The sequence below is a fragment of the Achromobacter sp. NCFB-sbj8-Ac1-l genome (assembly GCF_052695805.1).
In genome coordinates, this window is record NZ_CP199812.1 from 5,723,701 (window position 1) to 5,738,710 (window position 15,010).

Below are 15,010 nucleotides of genomic sequence, written 5' to 3' on the forward strand. Positions count from 1 at the left end.
GGAAAGGGGCATTCCCGGAACGAGAAACCCCGGGCAAACCCGCAACCGCAGGAATCAGCTGTCGCTGCGCAGATGCGCCAGCAGCAGGCGGGCCGCCACGGTCAGCGTGTCGGCATCGCGCACGCCCAGCAGCAGCCAGCGGCGCGCCCACTCGTCGGTCAGGGGAATCAGCTTGATCGGCATCGAGCGCGCATGCGGCTCGGCGGCGATGCGCGGCAGGATGCCCACGCCGCGGGTGGCCGACACCATGCGGCAGATGGCATCGAAGCTGCGCACCTGGATGCGCAGGCGGATCGCCCGGCCCAGGCGCCCGCTTTCGTCGGCCAGGCGGGTGGCCAGGGACGTGGCGGGCGGCAGGCCGACGTAGTCGTAGGCCAGCGTGTCGGCAAAGGCTACCTGGGGTTCACCGGCCAGCGGGTGACGCTGCGGCACGATCAGCACCAGTTCATCCAGGCGGTAGGGAAAGGTGGCCAGGCCGTCGGCCGGAGTGCGGTCGGCAAACACGCCGATATCGGCGCGGTTTTCCAGCACGGCAGTAACGATGTCGCTGCTGTTCTGCTCTTCCAGGTCGATGCGCACGGCCGGGTGGCCGTCCATGAAGGCGGCCAGGTCTTCGGGCAGGAATTGCGTCAGCGACGAGGTGTTGGCGGCAATGCGCACCTGGCCGCGCACGCCCTGGGCAAAGTCGGACAGCGCGCCGGCCATCTGTTCCACTTCCTGCAGCACGCGCAGCGCATGGACCAGGCAGGCCTGGCCGGCGTCGGTCAGTTCCACCCCGGCGGCGTTGCGGTACAGCAGCGCGGTGCCCAGCGCGGCCTCCAGGTCGGAAATCCGCTTGCTGGCCGCGCCCACGGCAAGATGCGATTGGCGCGCCCCGGCCGAAATGCTGCCCTGGCGTGCCACGGACACAAACAAGGAAAGCGTGACGAGGTCGAAGCGGGCAACATTCATGGGAAGCAAGCGGGGCGGCATCCGCCCTGTAGAAAGCCAGGCAGGGAACTATAGCCTCATCGCCGGGGCGATCCGCGACAAATATGTCCCTATTTTAATCCCCCCTGGCAGGGACGGCCGGCCTGGGCTGCCACTACAATTCGCCCCATGACTACGAACAAGCCCGCGGACACCCCCGCGAACAACTCCGCGACCACGCCTGTGAACACCCCCGCACCACCCGCCGGCGACGCCGCCGCCGCGCCCATTTCCCCGGAAACGCAGGCCGCGCTGGCCAGCACGCCGCACGCGCCGAACAGCCCCGGCGCCACCCACATCCGCAGCTTCGTGCACCGCCGCGGCCACATCACCCAGGGCCAGCTGGCCGCGCTGGAGCGCTTGATGGGCCAATGGTCCATTCCGTACGCGCCGCGCCGCCTGGACCCCGCCGCCGCCTTTGGCCGCGCGGCGCCGACGGTGCTGGAAATCGGCTTTGGCATGGGCGAGACCACCGAGAAGATCGCGCTGGCCCGCCCTGGCGACAATTTCCTGGGCGTGGAAGTGTTCAATGCCGGTGTGGGCTCGCTGCTGCGCCGCATCGAAGACTCCAGCATCCCGAACCTGCGCATCATCCAGCACGATGCCGTCGAGGTCGTGCGCGACATGATTGCGCCCGATTCCCTGGCCGGCGTGCACATCTATTTCCCCGACCCCTGGCCCAAGAAGCGCCACCACAAGCGCCGCCTGGTGCAGCCGCCGTTCATCGCGCTGCTGGCCAGCCGCATCGCCCCCGGCGGCTACATCCATTGCGCCACCGACTGGGAAGAATACGCGGTGCAGATGCTGGACGTGCTGGGCAACGAGCCCCTGCTGCAAAACACCGCGGACGGCTACGCGCCGCGCCCGGACTACCGCCCCCTGACCAAATTCGAGACACGCGGCCTGCGCCTGGGCCACGGCGTCTGGGACCTGATCTTCAAGCGAGTCGCCTGATGCTCTATCCGTCGATTGAACCCTACCGCCACGGCTTCCTGGATACCGGCGACGGCCACCAGGTCTATTGGGAACTCTGCGGCAATCCGCAGGGCAAGCCGGCGGTGTTCCTGCATGGCGGCCCGGGCAGCGGCTGCTCGCCGGTGCATCGCCAGCTGTTCGATCCGCAGCGCTACAACGTGCTGCTGTTCGACCAGCGCGGTTGCGGGCGGTCGACGCCGCATGCCAGCCTGGACAACAACACCACCTGGCACCTGGTCGCCGACATCGAACGCCTGCGCGCCGAAGTGATGGGCGCCGACAAATGGCTGGTGTTCGGCGGCTCGTGGGGCTCGACGCTGTCGCTGGCGTATGCAGAAACGCATCCGGACCACGTCAGCGAACTGGTGCTGCGCGGCATTTTCGCGTTGCGCCGCGCCGAGATCGACTGGTTCTACCAGGAAGGCGCGTCGTGGCTGTTTCCCGACCGCTGGGAAGAGTACCTGGCGCCCATCCCCGAAGCCGAGCGCGGCGACCTGGTCGCGGCGTATCACAAGCGCCTGACGGGTTCGGACCCCGCCGAGCAGTTGCGCGCGGCCAAGGCCTGGAGCAAGTGGGAAGACAGCACCATCACGCTGCTGCCCAGCCCGCGGCACCAGCAAAGCCACGCCGCCGACCGCGCGGCGCTGGCTTTCGCGCGCATCGAGAACCACTATTTCGTCAACGCCGGCTTCATGGAAGAAGGCCAGCTGATCCGCGATGCGCACAAGCTGCACGGCATTCCCGGCACCATCGTGCAGGGCCGCTACGACACCTGCACGCCCATGCGCACCGCCTGGGACCTGCACCGCGCGTGGCCGCAAGCCGACTTCCACATCGTGCCCGACGCGGGGCATGCCTTTGACGAACCCGGCACGCTGGCGCGCTTGATCGCGACCACCGACGCCTACGCAAAACGCTAAGGAGACCCGCATGCACATCACCCTGAACGGCGACGCCCGCGAGTTCCCGCTGGACACCACGGTGAACGAACTGCTCGAAACCCTGGGCTACGCCGGCAAGCGCGTGGCGGTGGAACGCAACGGCGAGATCGTCCCCAAGAGCCAGCACGGCCAGACCGCGCTGGCCGACGGCGACCAGATCGAGATCGTGGTGGCGGTGGGCGGGGGCTGAACGCGCCGCGCCCCGCGTCCTCCCGCATCGTGAGCCGCAGCCCTTCGTCCCGCCAGCCCTCCCAGGGCCAGGCCGACGCGCCCCCACAGTTCCGCGCGCAATTCGACAGCCGCCTCATGCCGGATGCGGCGGATATCTGGCGCACGCTGGTGCGCCCCTACGTCGACCTGCAGATCGAATCCGATCCACGGGACTTCCGCGGCGAGATGAGCGGCACGCACCTGGGCGACAGCCTGATCAGCCACAGCACCTGCTCGGCCACCATGCGCCATCGGCGCACCCCGCTGGATGTTCGGCGCAGCCACGTCGACCACTTGCTGGTCCAGCTGTTCGTGGCGGGGGGAACCCGGGGCGATTACGGAAAACGGCAGGTCCATGCAGAGACGGGCTCGATCGGCCTGCTTGACCTGGGGCAGACGATGGACAGCCGCACCACGACGTTTTCCACCATCACCCTGACTATCCCGCGCGACCGCCTGCCGACTGCGCTGCGTAGCCATGGCCTGCACGGCGCGACGCTGGACCGCAGCCAGGGCGCGACGCATCTGTTGGCGTCGCACCTGTCGCAGCTGATGCAAAGCGCGCCGCTGCTGACTCGCGAAGAAATGGCGGCGTCCGTCAATGCCGCGTTGGTCCTGTTGGGCGGCAGCCTGTCGAAGCTGCGCGACGACCATGGCGAAGCGCGCCAGGCGGTACGCGACGGCATGCATCGATTGATCCGCCGCCACATTGAACGCCACCTCGATTCGGATCAACTGTCGCCGGAGCGAATCGCGGCAGAAATGGGCATCTCGCGATCGGGCCTGTACCGCCTGTTCCTGGAAGACGGCGGTGTCTCCGCATACGTCCAGGGACGCCGGCTGGACAAATGCTTTGACGAATTGCTGCTGGCGACAGGGCAGCGCATCGGCATCGCCGAACTCGCCTACCGCTATGGATTCTCCAGCGAAAGCGCATTCAGCCGCGCCTTCCGGCTTCGATTCGGGGCGAGCCCCCGCGAAGTTCGCGCCAACGCCCGTCAAGCCAGGCACGACGCATCCGCCACCCACCCGCCGCCCACCGATGCCGCGCTGATCCAGAGCTGGCTGGCGGGCATCCAGCGCGCGCCCACTGTCGCCTCACGCTAGCCGCCCCCAAGCTCATCGGACTGCCAGCCCCATCGGGCCCGCGGCCGCCCCATGGGACATCTGGCCTGCCGCTTGGGACGCAAGGTATGGTTTTCGGGGACGCTGCGTGCAGTAAAAGCAAGACGAATCTCGGAACATTGTCCGTTTTCAGTTTGCGGACTTCCGAATGCCCCTGCCCTATCGCGCCTCCTGGAAAGACGCTGCGTCCGCCTGGACGACAGCCTTGGCAACCGACCCGCCCGGCGCCCCCTCCACCCGCCCTGCAGCCGCCCCCCACCCCGGCGTGCGCGCGGGCGGCCCGCGACCGCTGTCTCTGTTGGCCCTCATGGCCGCCGTCTGCTGGGGGGGACTGCCAGGCGCGCAGGCACAGCAGATCACCCATGGCGGCGGCCATGGCGCCGGTGCCGGCGGCAGCATCAGCGGCCTGGGCGGCATTGCCGGTGGCGGTGGAGGAGGCGGATTCGCCGGGAAAGGCGGCGATGCGGCGCAAACCCCCGACGCCGCGCTCAACGCGGGCAATGGCGCGGGTGTGACGGGAGGCCTCGGCGGCGCAGGCCTGGCGGGCGGGGGAGGCGGCGCCGCCGGGGGGGCCGGAGATGCTTCCGGCATCGGTGGCGGCGGCGGTACGGGCAGTGTCAGCGACATGGACACCGGCGGCCTGGCGGTGGACCAGATCGGAACCCCCGGCAGCAACGGCGGTGGTGCCATGCTGGCCCCGGGCGGTGGCGGCGGGGGAGGCGGATTGGTCCTGACCCGTGCCGACGTGGACTTGTCCACACTCGGCCGCCGGGTCAGGGGAGGCAACGGCGGCAACGGCGGCCCTGGCGACCTCACGTTCTATGGCGCCGGCGGTGGCGGCGGCGCGGCACTGGTGCTGACCCAGGGGGGCCGCGTGACGATCAATGGCGGCAGTGCCGTCATCGGTGGCAATGGCGGCCGGAACCCCAGCTTGAGCGGCGGCGGCGGTGATGGCGGTGCAGGCGTGTTTCTGTACGCCGGCGGCACGCTGCTCGTGGACGACGGCAGCATCCGCGGCGGCGACGGCGGCGGCGGGTACACATCTGCCGGTGCGGCGGGCGCGGGCGTTCTCAGCAACCAGGGAACGATCGTCAATCGCGCCACGATCACCGGCGGCACGAGTGGCATGACCATCGGCCAAGGCAGGACTGGCGGGGCGGGCGTGCAAGCCTGGGGCGGCTCGATCCAGAACCTGGCGGGCGCCACGATTACGGGCGGGTACGGCAGCATGCTCTACGGCGCCCCTGCCAGCGGCGTGGCGGGTACCGGCGGCGCGGGAATCCTGTTCAACAGTGGCCAGCCAGCAAGCCTGTTCAATGCCGGCACGATCCAGGCGGGGGCCGGCGGCACGCCGATTCTCGGCCAGGGTACGCATGGCGATGGCGGCGTGGGAGTCTACGGCGCCGCGTCCGGCAATACCTCGATCGTCAACGCAGGCACGATCGCGGGCGGCTTGAAGGGCGACGGGTTGACCCGCGCCCGCGCCATCGTGCTTTCCGGCAGCAACAACCGGCTGGAACTGTGGCAGGGGTCTACCTTGCTGGGAGGGGTGCAGGTGGCCAGCGGCGGCGCCAACAACACGTTGGCGCTGGGAGGCTCGCTCAATGGCACCTTCGACCTGTCGCAGATGGGTCCAAGCCAGGCCTACCGTGGCTTTGATCGTTTCGACAAATCGGGCACCAGCATCTGGACGGTAACGGGAAGCGGCGGTCATACCGGCGATACGACGATTTCCGCCGGCACGCTGGTGCTGGGCACAACGGACGTGGCCGCCTCCATGGCGGGCCCGATTCATACCCGCGCCCGACTGGAGATCGTCAACGTCGACAGCAGCAATCTCGGCAACATCACCGTCGCCGATGGTGTGGGCTCGGCCTACTTCTATGGCACCGCCAACCCGGGCAACGCGCAGATCGTCAACGGCAATCTGATGGGCTTCTATGAGAGCAGCTCGGCGGGCCAGGCAACCCTCCACAACAAAGGCCATCTGCAGTTCATTACCCATAGCTCGGCCGGCAATGCCACGCTCTACAACGACTCCCGCGTGGTCTTCTACGGCAACGCCAACGGCGGCAACGCGGCCTTCATCAATGGCGCCAGCGGCGTCGTCGACTTCGGCTACAGCGCCGGCCCGGACGGGACCGGAAAGCTGTCGGCCGGAAGCATCGCCGGCGACGGGAAGTTCTACCTCGGCGGCAACGAGCTGACGGTGGGCGGCAATGACACGTCGTCTGTGGTCACGGGCATCATTGCCGACAAAGGCGACAGCGGCAGGACCGGCGGGGCGTTGACCAAGACCGGCGCCGGCACGCTGACGCTGGCGGGCAAGAACACCTATACCGGTGCGACGACCGTCCTGAGCGGTGTGCTGGCCGCGGGATCCGAGGATGCGTTCGGGTCGCACAGCGCACTGAAAGTGGCAAGCGGCGGCGTATTCGATATCGGCGGCTACAACGTGAGCGTCGGGGCGCTTTCCGGCAATGGAAGAGTCACCAACCTGGGAAATGGCACCCGTACGTTGACGGTGGACAGCGGCCAGGACTCGACCTTCGGCGGCGTCCTGTCGGACTCTTCCTCGGCGACGCTGTCGTTGACCAAACGCGGCAACGGCACGCTGATACTGACGGGGTCCAACAACTATGCCGGCAGCCTGCGGGGCGAGCGCGGTCATACCTCCATCTACGGCGGCACGCTGCAATTTGGCGATGGCGTGTCGACCGGCGTCAATAACCTGGGTGGCGATGTCTTCGTGCGCGAAAACGGGGTGTTGTCGATCCAAGGCCCCACGACCGTCAACGTCGCCAACAACGTCAATCTGATTGCCAATTCCGGCGTCGGTGCCGGGCTGTCGATTGGCGCGAATGCAAACGGCCCGTCCCTCACGGCGGACCGCCTGATCATCGACAACGGCGCCACACTGAACCTCAGCAGCATCAGCGGCCCCTTGGAGCACGACAAAGTACTGATCGACACACGGATCGAGATCCAGGGCAATTTCACCACGGTGAACATCGGCGGCTACACGGGCGCGGTGGACTACCTGTCGCTTTCGGCCCGCAAATCGGCCAATGACATGCAATATCTGGCCACCTACGGACTGAATTGGGTCGCCCGCAGCAATCTTGCGCACGGCACCTTCACCCTGGCCGACGCCGGCAACCATTTCACCATCGGCACGGTGCTGACCGACCAGTCCGCCAATGCCGCCACCGGCTGGAACGGGCGGTCCCTGACCAAGGCGGGCGCAGGCACGCTGGTCCTGACGGGCAACAACACCTATTCCGGTGGCACCCACATCGCCAGCGGCACGTTGCAGGTGGGTGACGGCGGCAGCAGCGGCGCCATCGCGGGAGACGTCGTCACGCAAGGCACGCTGGCCTTCAATCGCGGCGATACGTTCACATTCAGCGGCAACATTTCCGGCAATGGCGCCGTGCGCCAGATGGGGGCTGGCACCACCATCCTGGCCGGCACCAACCGCTACACCGGCGGCACAACCATCGACAGCGGCATCCTGCGCGCCGGCAACGTCGGCGCGTTCGCCGCCGGGACCGCCTACACCATCAATGGAGGCATGCTGGATCTCAACGATTACGACCTGACCGTCTCGTCGTTGGCGGGCAACGGCGGGCAGGTGGCGCTGGGCCGCGCGGCGCTGACGGTCGACCAAGTGGCCGACACGGCCTATGCCGGTGCTTTCCTGGGCTCGGGCACCCTCATCAAACGCGGCAGCGGCACCCTGACGCTGACCGGCGCGCGGGCACCGAACCTGAGGATTGCCGATGGGAAAATGGTGACGACAGCCGAGCGCCTGGGCGGCAATGCCACGATCGATGCCGGCGCAACCCTGGCCTTGGAGCAAACCGGCAACGCCTCCTATGACGGCTTGCTGGCCGGTGCAGGTCGTCTGCAGAAAAGCGGATTCGGCAAGCTGGAACTGACCGGCGATTCCTCGGGGTTCGCCGGCGTCACCGACGTCACGGCGGGCACGCTGGCGGTGAACGGCAAGCTCGGCGGCGCACTGACCGTTGATGCCGCGGCCCGCCTTCAGGGCACGGGTACGGTGGGCAACACGCGGATCAACGGCACGGTGGCACCGGGCAACTCGATCGGCGTGCTGAATGTCTCGGGCAACCTGGTCTTAGGTCCCGGCGCCCTCTACGAGGTCGAGGTGGATCCATCGGGCGCCTCAGACAGGATCGTCACATCCGGCAGCGCCATCCTGGAGCGCAGCGCCGTCCAGGTCCTGGGCGGGCAGGGCACTTATCTGCCGTCCCGGCGCTACACGATCCTGACGGCCGACGGTGGCCTCACCGGCGCTTTCAGCGGTGTCACCTCGAACCTGGCCTTCCTGTCGCCCACCCTGGGCTATGACGCCAGCCACGTCTATCTGACCATGACCCGCAACCAGGTCGGCTTCCAGAGCATTGGCGTCACGCGCAATCAGAGGGCGGCCGGCGCAGCCGTCGACAGCCTCGGGCAAGGCAACCCGCTCTATGGAGCGGTGCTCAGCCTGTCCGCTCCGCAGGCGCAAGCGGCATTCGACCAATTCTCGGGCGAGGCCTACGCTTCGATCAGGACGGCCTTGATCGAGGACAGCCGCTATCTGCGCGAGGCGATCAATGACCGGCTTCGCAGTGCCTTCGATGATGCAGGGCAGGCGGGTGCCGCCAGTATCGGGGCGACCGAAGGCCAGCCGCGACTGGCGAAGGCCAATGCCGAGCGCGCGGCGCTGTGGGGACAGGCTTTCGGCGCCTGGGCGCAAACGCAAGGCAACGACAATGCCGCGCGGCTGTCCCGTTCCAATGGCGGTTTTCTGGCCGGCGCCGATGCACCGGTATCGCGGCACTGGCGGCTGGGCGTATTGGCGGGCTACAGCCGCACCCGCTTCAATGTGAAAGACCGCAGCACATCGGGGTCCAGCGACAACTACCACCTTGGCGTGTATGCCGGCGCAAATTGGGACCACGTCGTCCTGCGTAGCGGCGCCAGCCACACCTGGCATGACCTGTCGGCCCGTCGCGATATCAATAGCCCGAGCTTCGCCGACCGGCTCACGAGCGACTACCGTGCCGGCACCTCGCAGCTATACGGGGAACTGGGCTACCGGTCCCGCGTCGGCCCCGCCACCATCGAGCCCTTCGTCAATATGGCCTGGGTGAAGCTGCACACCCGGGGCTTCACCGAACAGGGAGGCGCGGCCGCCCTCACCGGCCGGCGTGCCGACACCCACGCCGCGTTCACCACGCTCGGGCTGCGGGCGGCATCCACGTTCGATACCCGGGGCGCGCCCCTGACGATCCGAGGCATGGCCGGATGGCGCCATGCCTTCGGACCCGGGGCGCCGGCGGCGACGATGCGCTTTGCCGATGGCGGCGACGCCTACTCCGTCAGCGGCCTTCCCCTGGCTCGAAATACCGCGGTGCTCGAAGCCGGACTCGACTATGCGGCGACCTCGAACACGGTTGTGGGCCTGGCCTACAACGGTCAGGCAGGATCCGGCCTGAGCGACCATGGCGTCAGGGCGACGTTCAACCTGAAGTTCTAGCCGGCCCCCTTCTCTCCGGCCCCCATGCCCCTTGTCAGGGCCCGGATCGTCCCTTTGCACGGTTGCGGCCAACTGGCACGCATTCTTGCGTAACCTGACGCGGGGCTAGCAACCTGTTACACGTTAACCCCTCGTCTCGGGCCGACAGAGGGGGTCATAATCGTCGTTGCTGGCGTTGTCGTCGTACGGTTGTCGTGTTGTTGTTCTAGCGTTGCACATTGCCCCATGGGCACAGGAGGCATCATGAACACCGCGGTCATCATTAACCTCATCATCCAGCTTGTCGCCGGCGCAGCCGGGGGCAATGGCCTGGGCAAGATGCTCCAGCAATTCACGCTGGGGCCCCTGGGCAACACGATCGCAGGCGCGATCGGCGGCCTGGCAGGCGGGTCCTGGCTGGCCCCGATGATCACCGCCGGCACCGGCGCCATGGCGGCGGGCAACAGCGGCATGGATCTTTCCGCCATTGCCAGCAGCGTGGTCGGCGGCGGCGTGGGCGGGGCGGTCCTGACGCTTATTGCCGGCGCCGTGCGCAAGATGCTTGCCGGCCGCGCGTCCTGACAGCACGTTCTCTCTTTCTCACCGCAACATAGATAAAGGAAACACTATGGGTCTGCTCAATTTCATCAAGGATGTTGGGGAAAAGCTCTTCGGCGCCAGCGAAGCCAAGGCGGCAACGGCGGACGAACTGAAGAAAGAACTGGATAAGCACGGCCTGAACGCCGACGGCCTGCAGATCACCGTGGACGGCGACAAGGTCACGGTGGCGGGCGAAGCCGCCAGCACCGAAGCCGCCGAGAAGATCTCGCTGGCGCTGGGCAATACCGTCGGCGTGGCCGCGGTGGACAACCAGCTGAAGGTGAAGCAAGCCACCCCCGAAGCCAAGATGTACACGGTGCAAAAGGGCGACAACCTGTGGAAGATCGCCGAAGCGCAGTACGGCAAGGGCCAGGGCGCAAAGAACACCCTGATCTTCGAGGCCAACAAGCCGATGCTGACCAGCCCCGACAAGATCTACCCGGGCCAGGTGCTGCGCATTCCGCCCCTGTCGTAAATCAGAACAGCGAACAAGCCGGCTGCGCCTTTGCAGTGGTCGGCTTGTACATCGCGGCGCAGAACCCCCTGACTGCCGCGATCATTTGGCCAGACGCAACGTCTGGCCATTTTTTTGAGCCATCAGCCCTTCATGAAGCGGCCCATGCCCTTCATGCCGCCCATGGCGCGCATCATCTTGGCCATGCCGCCCTTTTTCATCTGCTTCATCATGCCCTGCATCTGCTCGAACTGAGCCAGAAGGCGGTTGACCTCTTGCACGGGCACGCCCGACCCCGCGGCGATGCGGCGCTTGCGCGAAGCCTTGATGAGTTCGGGCTTGGCGCGTTCGGCGGCGGTCATGGAATTGAGGATGCCCTCGGTGCGGCGCAACTGCTTTTCGGCCTGGCCGCCCTGCAACTGACCGGCGGCCTGCTGGAACTGGGCCGGCAGCTTTTCCAGCAGCGAGCCCATGTCGCCCAGCTTTTTCACCTGGCCGAGCTGGTCGCGGAAGTCGTTCAGGTCGAACTTGTTGCCCGACTTGATCTTGGCCGCGAGCTTCTGGGCTTCGGCGATGTCGATGTTCTTCTGCGCCTGCTCGACCAGGGAGACGATGTCGCCCATGCCCAGCACGCGCTGTGCCATGCGCTCGGGGTAGAAGGGTTCAAGCCCGTCCAGCTTTTCCGAGACGCCGACGAACTTGAGCGGCTTGCCGGTGACGTGGCGCACCGACAGGGCCGCGCCGCCGCGGGCGTCGCCGTCCAGCTTGGTGAGCACCACGCCGGTCAGCGGCAGGGCCTCGGCAAAGGCGCGGGCGGTGTTGACCGCGTCCTGGCCTTGCATGGCGTCGACCACGAACAGTGTTTCGATCGGCTTGACCAGGTCATGCAGGGCGCGGATTTCGCGCATCATGGCTTCGTCGATGCCCAGGCGGCCGGCCGTATCCAGGATCAGGACGTCGTAGTGGTGGCGGCGGGCATGGTCGACCGCGTTGCGGGCGATGTCTTCGGGCTTCTGGCTGGGGTCGGACGGCAGGAAATCGACGCCGACCTGGGCCGCGACGCTTTTCAACTGGTCGATAGCGGCCGGACGATAGACGTCGGCGGACACCACCAGGACCTTTTTCTTGCCGGTCTTGCGGCCATGCTGGGTGTGCTGGCCTTCGGACAGCCAGCGGGCCAGCTTGCCGGTGGTGGTGGTTTTACCGGCGCCCTGCAGGCCGGCCATCAGGATGACGGCGGGCGGCTGCACGGCCAGCGACAGTTCGCCGGAATCGGCGCCCAGGTCGCCCCCCATGAGGGCGGTCAGTTCCTTGTGGACCACGCCCACCAGGGCCTGGCCGGGGCTGAGGCTGCCGGCGACTTCTTCGCCCAGCGCCTTTTCCTTGACCCGGGCGACGAATTCGCGCACCACGGGCAGCGCCACGTCGGCCTCAAGCAATGCCATGCGCACTTCGCGCAGCATCTCTTGCGTGTTGGCCTCGGTCAGGCGGGCTTCGCCGCGCAGCGTCTTGACGACGCGCGAAAGGCGTTGAGTTAGGTTATCGAGCATGAGAGGCGTTTCCGCTTAAACTAGCTGATTGAACGGTGGCCGCAGGCGCGGATTCTGCGCTTTCCGGTGGTATGCACCCCAAGGCCCCATCCAGACAACGGTTTCTATGTCACTAGGCATTGTATTTCACACAGCGGCTGCCTTGGCGTACGCAGTGCTGGGAGGCTCTCTTTGGGTCCGCCTGGCCGGCGCCGGGGAAGTCGAGCACACGGGCAAAATCGCCCGGGCGTGCCTGCTGGGGGCCCTGGTTTTGCATGGAATCGGGCTGCAACAATCCATGCTGGGGGCCCCCCACCTGTTCATAGGGTGGGCACTGGCGCTGTCCGCCGCCGTATGGCTGGGCCTGGTGGTGTTCTGGCTGGAAAGCCTGCTGGTGCGCATCGACGGCCTGCAATTGCTGCTGTTGCCCGCCGCCACCCTGGCCAGCGGCCTGGCGGCCCTGTTTCCCCAGGGGCAGTTCGTGCCCCATGCCGACAACCCCTGGCTGCGCGTCCACCTGCTGATCGCCCTGGCGGCCTACGGCCTGATCACCATCGCCGCCCTGCACGCCATGATGATGGCGCTGCTCGACCGCCATCTGCACCGCCCCCTGGACGCCCCCGCCGAACGCAGCATCATCGGCCGGGTGCTCGATTCCCAGCCGCCGCTGCTGGTGCAGGAACAACTGCTGTTCCGCATCATCTGGATCGGTTTCGTGGTGCTGACGCTGGCCGTGGGGTCGGGGTCGGTGGCGTCCATGAAGCTGACCGGCATGATCCTGCCGTTCGACCATAAAACGGTGTTCACCCTGCTGTCCTGGCTGACCTTCGGGGTGCTGCTGGCCGGACGCCACATCTGGGGCTGGCGCGGCCGCGTGGCCCTGCGCTGGACCCTGACGGGTTTCGGGTTCCTTATCCTGGCCTATACCGGCAGCCGGTTTGTGCTGGAAGTCATTCTGCATCGAGGCTGACGTGGGCAAGTTGCTGTTCTGGATCGTCATCATCATCCTGGTGCTGTTCGTGGCCCGCATCGCCGGCCGCATGGCCGCCGCCCGACAGGCCCCGCCCCCGGGCGCCAAGCCGCGCCCCGCGGCCGGCCAACCCGCCCCCGGCGCCCCCGAATCCATGGTCCGCTGCGCCCACTGCGGCATCCACCTGCCGCGCTCGGAAGCGCTGCTGCAAGGCGGCCACACCTGGTGCAGCGCGGAACACGCGCGGCTGGGGCCGGCAGCGAAATAGGACGGAAGGGGCTGGTTGGGGGTGGCAGACAGCCTCATGGATACACGACCTGTAGTTCCGCATGCTCAAGTCATGGCCGAATTGGACGCGATAATCGACGCGGCCCAATGGCTACATTCCCGTCAGAAATATCGATAATTCAGCACAAACGCCCATCGATTCTGCCGTTCGCGCCTCGCAGGCATAATGCATGTTGGATACAACATGCATGCTTCCTTCCCATGGCCCTGCTTCTGGATCGACATGGCTGGCTGGCGCCGGCCCCTGGTGTTTCCCGCCTGCCCTCTCCCAACTGCGACGCGCGCCCGCCGGGCACGCAGGTGTCGCTGCTGGTCCTGCACAACATCAGCCTGCCGCCCGGGCAGTTCGGCGGCCCCGAGGTCGCCGGGCTGTTCCTGAATACGCTGGACTACGGCTCGCATCCCTGGCTGGAACGGCTGCGCGGGCTGCGGGTGTCGGCGCACTTCTTCATCCGGCGCGATGGCCGCATCGTGCAGTTCGTGTCCACCGACGCCCGCGCCTGGCATGCCGGCGTGTCCAGGTTCGCGGGGCGCGAGCGCTGCAATGATTTTTCGATCGGCATCGAGCTGGAGGGCACGGACACCCTGCCCTACACTGACGAGCAATACGTGGCGCTGCGCAAGCTGACACCGGTGCTGCGCACGCGCTATCCCCTGGCGGCCGCCTGGGGCCACGAGCACATCGCCCCGGGCCGCAAGACCGACCCGGGGCCCGCATTCAACTGGACGCGCTTTTCGCGCGACAGCGGCTTTGCGCGGCGGCAATTGCCGCCCGCCTGACCCTTACAAGGATTCGTTATGTTGAAGATCTGGGGACGCCTGACTTCCGTCAACGTGCAGAAAGTCATGCTGGCGGTGCGCGAACTGGCGCTGCCGCACACATTCATCCAGGCGGGCGGCCCGTTCGGCGTGGTCGACACGCCGGACTACGCCAAGATCAATCCCAACCGCACCGTGCCCGCCATCGACGACGGCGGCTTCGTGCTGTGGGAATCGAATGCCATCGTGCGCTACCTGGCCTCGCGTTACGGCGCCGGCACGCTGTGGCCTGAAGACGCCTGCATGCGGGCCGACTCCGACCGCTGGATGGATTGGCAGACGACCGAATGGCAAGGCGCCATGGGCCCGGCCTTCCTGGGCCTGATCCGCACGCCCGAAGACAAGCGCGACCGCGCCGCCATCGACCTGTCGGTCACGCGCAGCAACGCCCGCGCCCAGATCCTGGACCAGGCGCTGCAAGGCCGCGAATTCATCGCCGGCCGCCAGCTGACCATCGGCGACATCGCCCTGGTCTGTTCGGCGCATCGCTGGCTGGCCCTGCCCATCGAACGCCCGGACACGCCCGCCCTGTCGGCCTGGTACCGCCGCGTGATGATGCGCCCCGCGCCGCAGGGCGTGCTGACGCTGCCGCTGGAATAAGCC

13 protein-coding genes are annotated in these 15,010 nt (G+C 67.3%); 11 read left to right on the forward strand and 2 right to left on the reverse strand.

Going from position 1 to position 15,010, the window contains the following annotated elements; all coding sequences use genetic code 11:
* Positions 1-54: 54 nt before the first annotated feature.
* Positions 55-951, reverse strand: a complete 897-nt coding sequence (locus ACUDP5_RS26275) for a LysR family transcriptional regulator (RefSeq protein ID WP_025138160.1) — start codon at positions 949-951, stop codon at positions 55-57.
* Between the two features lie 147 nt (positions 952-1,098).
* On the opposite strand from ACUDP5_RS26275, the gene trmB reads away from it, so the two are divergent.
* The 7 genes from trmB to lysM all read left to right on the forward strand — a co-directional run bounded on the left by trmB (position 1,099) and on the right by lysM (position 10,822).
* Entirely contained in the window at positions 1,099-1,923 is an 825-nt protein-coding gene (gene trmB, locus ACUDP5_RS26280) for a tRNA (guanosine(46)-N7)-methyltransferase TrmB (protein WP_263909363.1), read from the forward strand.
* Complete coding sequence (gene pip / locus ACUDP5_RS26285) at positions 1,923-2,864, forward strand: prolyl aminopeptidase (RefSeq protein ID WP_445657612.1); 942 nt, start codon at positions 1,923-1,925, stop codon at positions 2,862-2,864. Before trmB ends, pip begins: the two co-directional genes overlap by 1 nt.
* Before the next feature lie 10 nt (positions 2,865-2,874).
* Positions 2,875-3,075, forward strand: a complete 201-nt coding sequence (gene thiS, locus ACUDP5_RS26290; protein WP_175191777.1) for a sulfur carrier protein ThiS — start codon at positions 2,875-2,877, stop codon at positions 3,073-3,075.
* A 29-nt stretch (positions 3,076-3,104) separates the two neighbouring features.
* Positions 3,105-4,202 (forward strand): helix-turn-helix domain-containing protein, encoded by a 1,098-nt coding sequence (locus ACUDP5_RS26295; RefSeq protein ID WP_263909357.1) that lies wholly within the window; start codon positions 3,105-3,107, stop codon positions 4,200-4,202.
* A gap of 166 nt (positions 4,203-4,368) precedes the next feature.
* Positions 4,369-9,768, forward strand: coding sequence for an autotransporter domain-containing protein (locus tag ACUDP5_RS26300; protein ID WP_445657613.1), 5,400 nt, complete (start codon positions 4,369-4,371; stop codon positions 9,766-9,768).
* Between the two features lie 243 nt (positions 9,769-10,011).
* Positions 10,012-10,329 (forward strand): hypothetical protein, encoded by a 318-nt coding sequence (locus tag ACUDP5_RS26305; protein ID WP_445657614.1) that lies wholly within the window; start codon positions 10,012-10,014, stop codon positions 10,327-10,329.
* A gap of 46 nt (positions 10,330-10,375) precedes the next feature.
* Entirely contained in the window at positions 10,376-10,822 is a 447-nt protein-coding gene (gene lysM, locus ACUDP5_RS26310; protein ID WP_199168576.1) for a peptidoglycan-binding protein LysM, read from the forward strand.
* Between the two features lie 122 nt (positions 10,823-10,944).
* Here lysM and ffh read toward each other — a convergent pair whose 3' ends face one another.
* Positions 10,945-12,351 (reverse strand): signal recognition particle protein, encoded by a 1,407-nt coding sequence (ffh, locus tag ACUDP5_RS26315; protein ID WP_025138166.1) that lies wholly within the window; start codon positions 12,349-12,351, stop codon positions 10,945-10,947.
* Between the two features lie 106 nt (positions 12,352-12,457).
* Between ffh and ACUDP5_RS26320 the strand changes: the two genes are divergently transcribed.
* The 4 genes from ACUDP5_RS26320 to ACUDP5_RS26335 all read left to right on the forward strand — a co-directional run bounded on the left by ACUDP5_RS26320 (position 12,458) and on the right by ACUDP5_RS26335 (position 15,007).
* Positions 12,458-13,300: a cytochrome C assembly family protein gene (locus ACUDP5_RS26320; RefSeq protein ID WP_025138167.1), complete on the forward strand. Its 843-nt coding sequence runs from the start codon at positions 12,458-12,460 to the stop codon at positions 13,298-13,300.
* 1 nt (position 13,301) lies between these two features.
* Positions 13,302-13,568 carry a PP0621 family protein gene (locus ACUDP5_RS26325; protein WP_445657615.1) on the forward strand — a complete coding sequence of 89 codons (267 nt, stop codon included), beginning with the start codon at positions 13,302-13,304 and terminating at the stop codon, positions 13,566-13,568.
* 221 nt (positions 13,569-13,789) lie between these two features.
* On the forward strand, positions 13,790-14,368 hold the full coding sequence (ampD, locus tag ACUDP5_RS26330) for a 1,6-anhydro-N-acetylmuramyl-L-alanine amidase AmpD (RefSeq protein ID WP_175191775.1): 579 nt from the start codon (positions 13,790-13,792) through the stop codon (positions 14,366-14,368).
* An 18-nt stretch (positions 14,369-14,386) separates the two neighbouring features.
* Entirely contained in the window at positions 14,387-15,007 is a 621-nt protein-coding gene (locus ACUDP5_RS26335) for a glutathione S-transferase family protein (protein ID WP_263909341.1), read from the forward strand.
* Positions 15,008-15,010: the final 3 nt, after the last annotated feature.

Excerpts from the sequence above, each read along its gene's own strand:
- ACUDP5_RS26275 (WP_025138160.1), bottom strand. The coding sequence starts at position 951 with ATGAATGTTGCCCGCTTCGACCTCGTCACGCTTTCCTTGTTTGTGTCC.
- trmB (WP_263909363.1), top strand. The coding sequence starts at position 1,099 with ATGACTACGAACAAGCCCGCGGACACCCCCGCGAACAACTCCGCGACC.
- pip (WP_445657612.1), top strand. The coding sequence starts at position 1,923 with ATGCTCTATCCGTCGATTGAACCCTACCGCCACGGCTTCCTGGATACC.
- thiS (WP_175191777.1), top strand. The coding sequence starts at position 2,875 with ATGCACATCACCCTGAACGGCGACGCCCGCGAGTTCCCGCTGGACACC.
- ACUDP5_RS26300 (WP_445657613.1), top strand. The coding sequence starts at position 4,369 with ATGCCCCTGCCCTATCGCGCCTCCTGGAAAGACGCTGCGTCCGCCTGG.
- ACUDP5_RS26305 (WP_445657614.1), top strand. The coding sequence starts at position 10,012 with ATGAACACCGCGGTCATCATTAACCTCATCATCCAGCTTGTCGCCGGC.
- lysM (WP_199168576.1), top strand. The coding sequence starts at position 10,376 with ATGGGTCTGCTCAATTTCATCAAGGATGTTGGGGAAAAGCTCTTCGGC.
- ffh (WP_025138166.1), bottom strand. The coding sequence starts at position 12,351 with ATGCTCGATAACCTAACTCAACGCCTTTCGCGCGTCGTCAAGACGCTG.
- ACUDP5_RS26320 (WP_025138167.1), top strand. The coding sequence starts at position 12,458 with ATGTCACTAGGCATTGTATTTCACACAGCGGCTGCCTTGGCGTACGCA.
- ampD (WP_175191775.1), top strand. The coding sequence starts at position 13,790 with ATGGCCCTGCTTCTGGATCGACATGGCTGGCTGGCGCCGGCCCCTGGT.
- ACUDP5_RS26335 (WP_263909341.1), top strand. The coding sequence starts at position 14,387 with ATGTTGAAGATCTGGGGACGCCTGACTTCCGTCAACGTGCAGAAAGTC.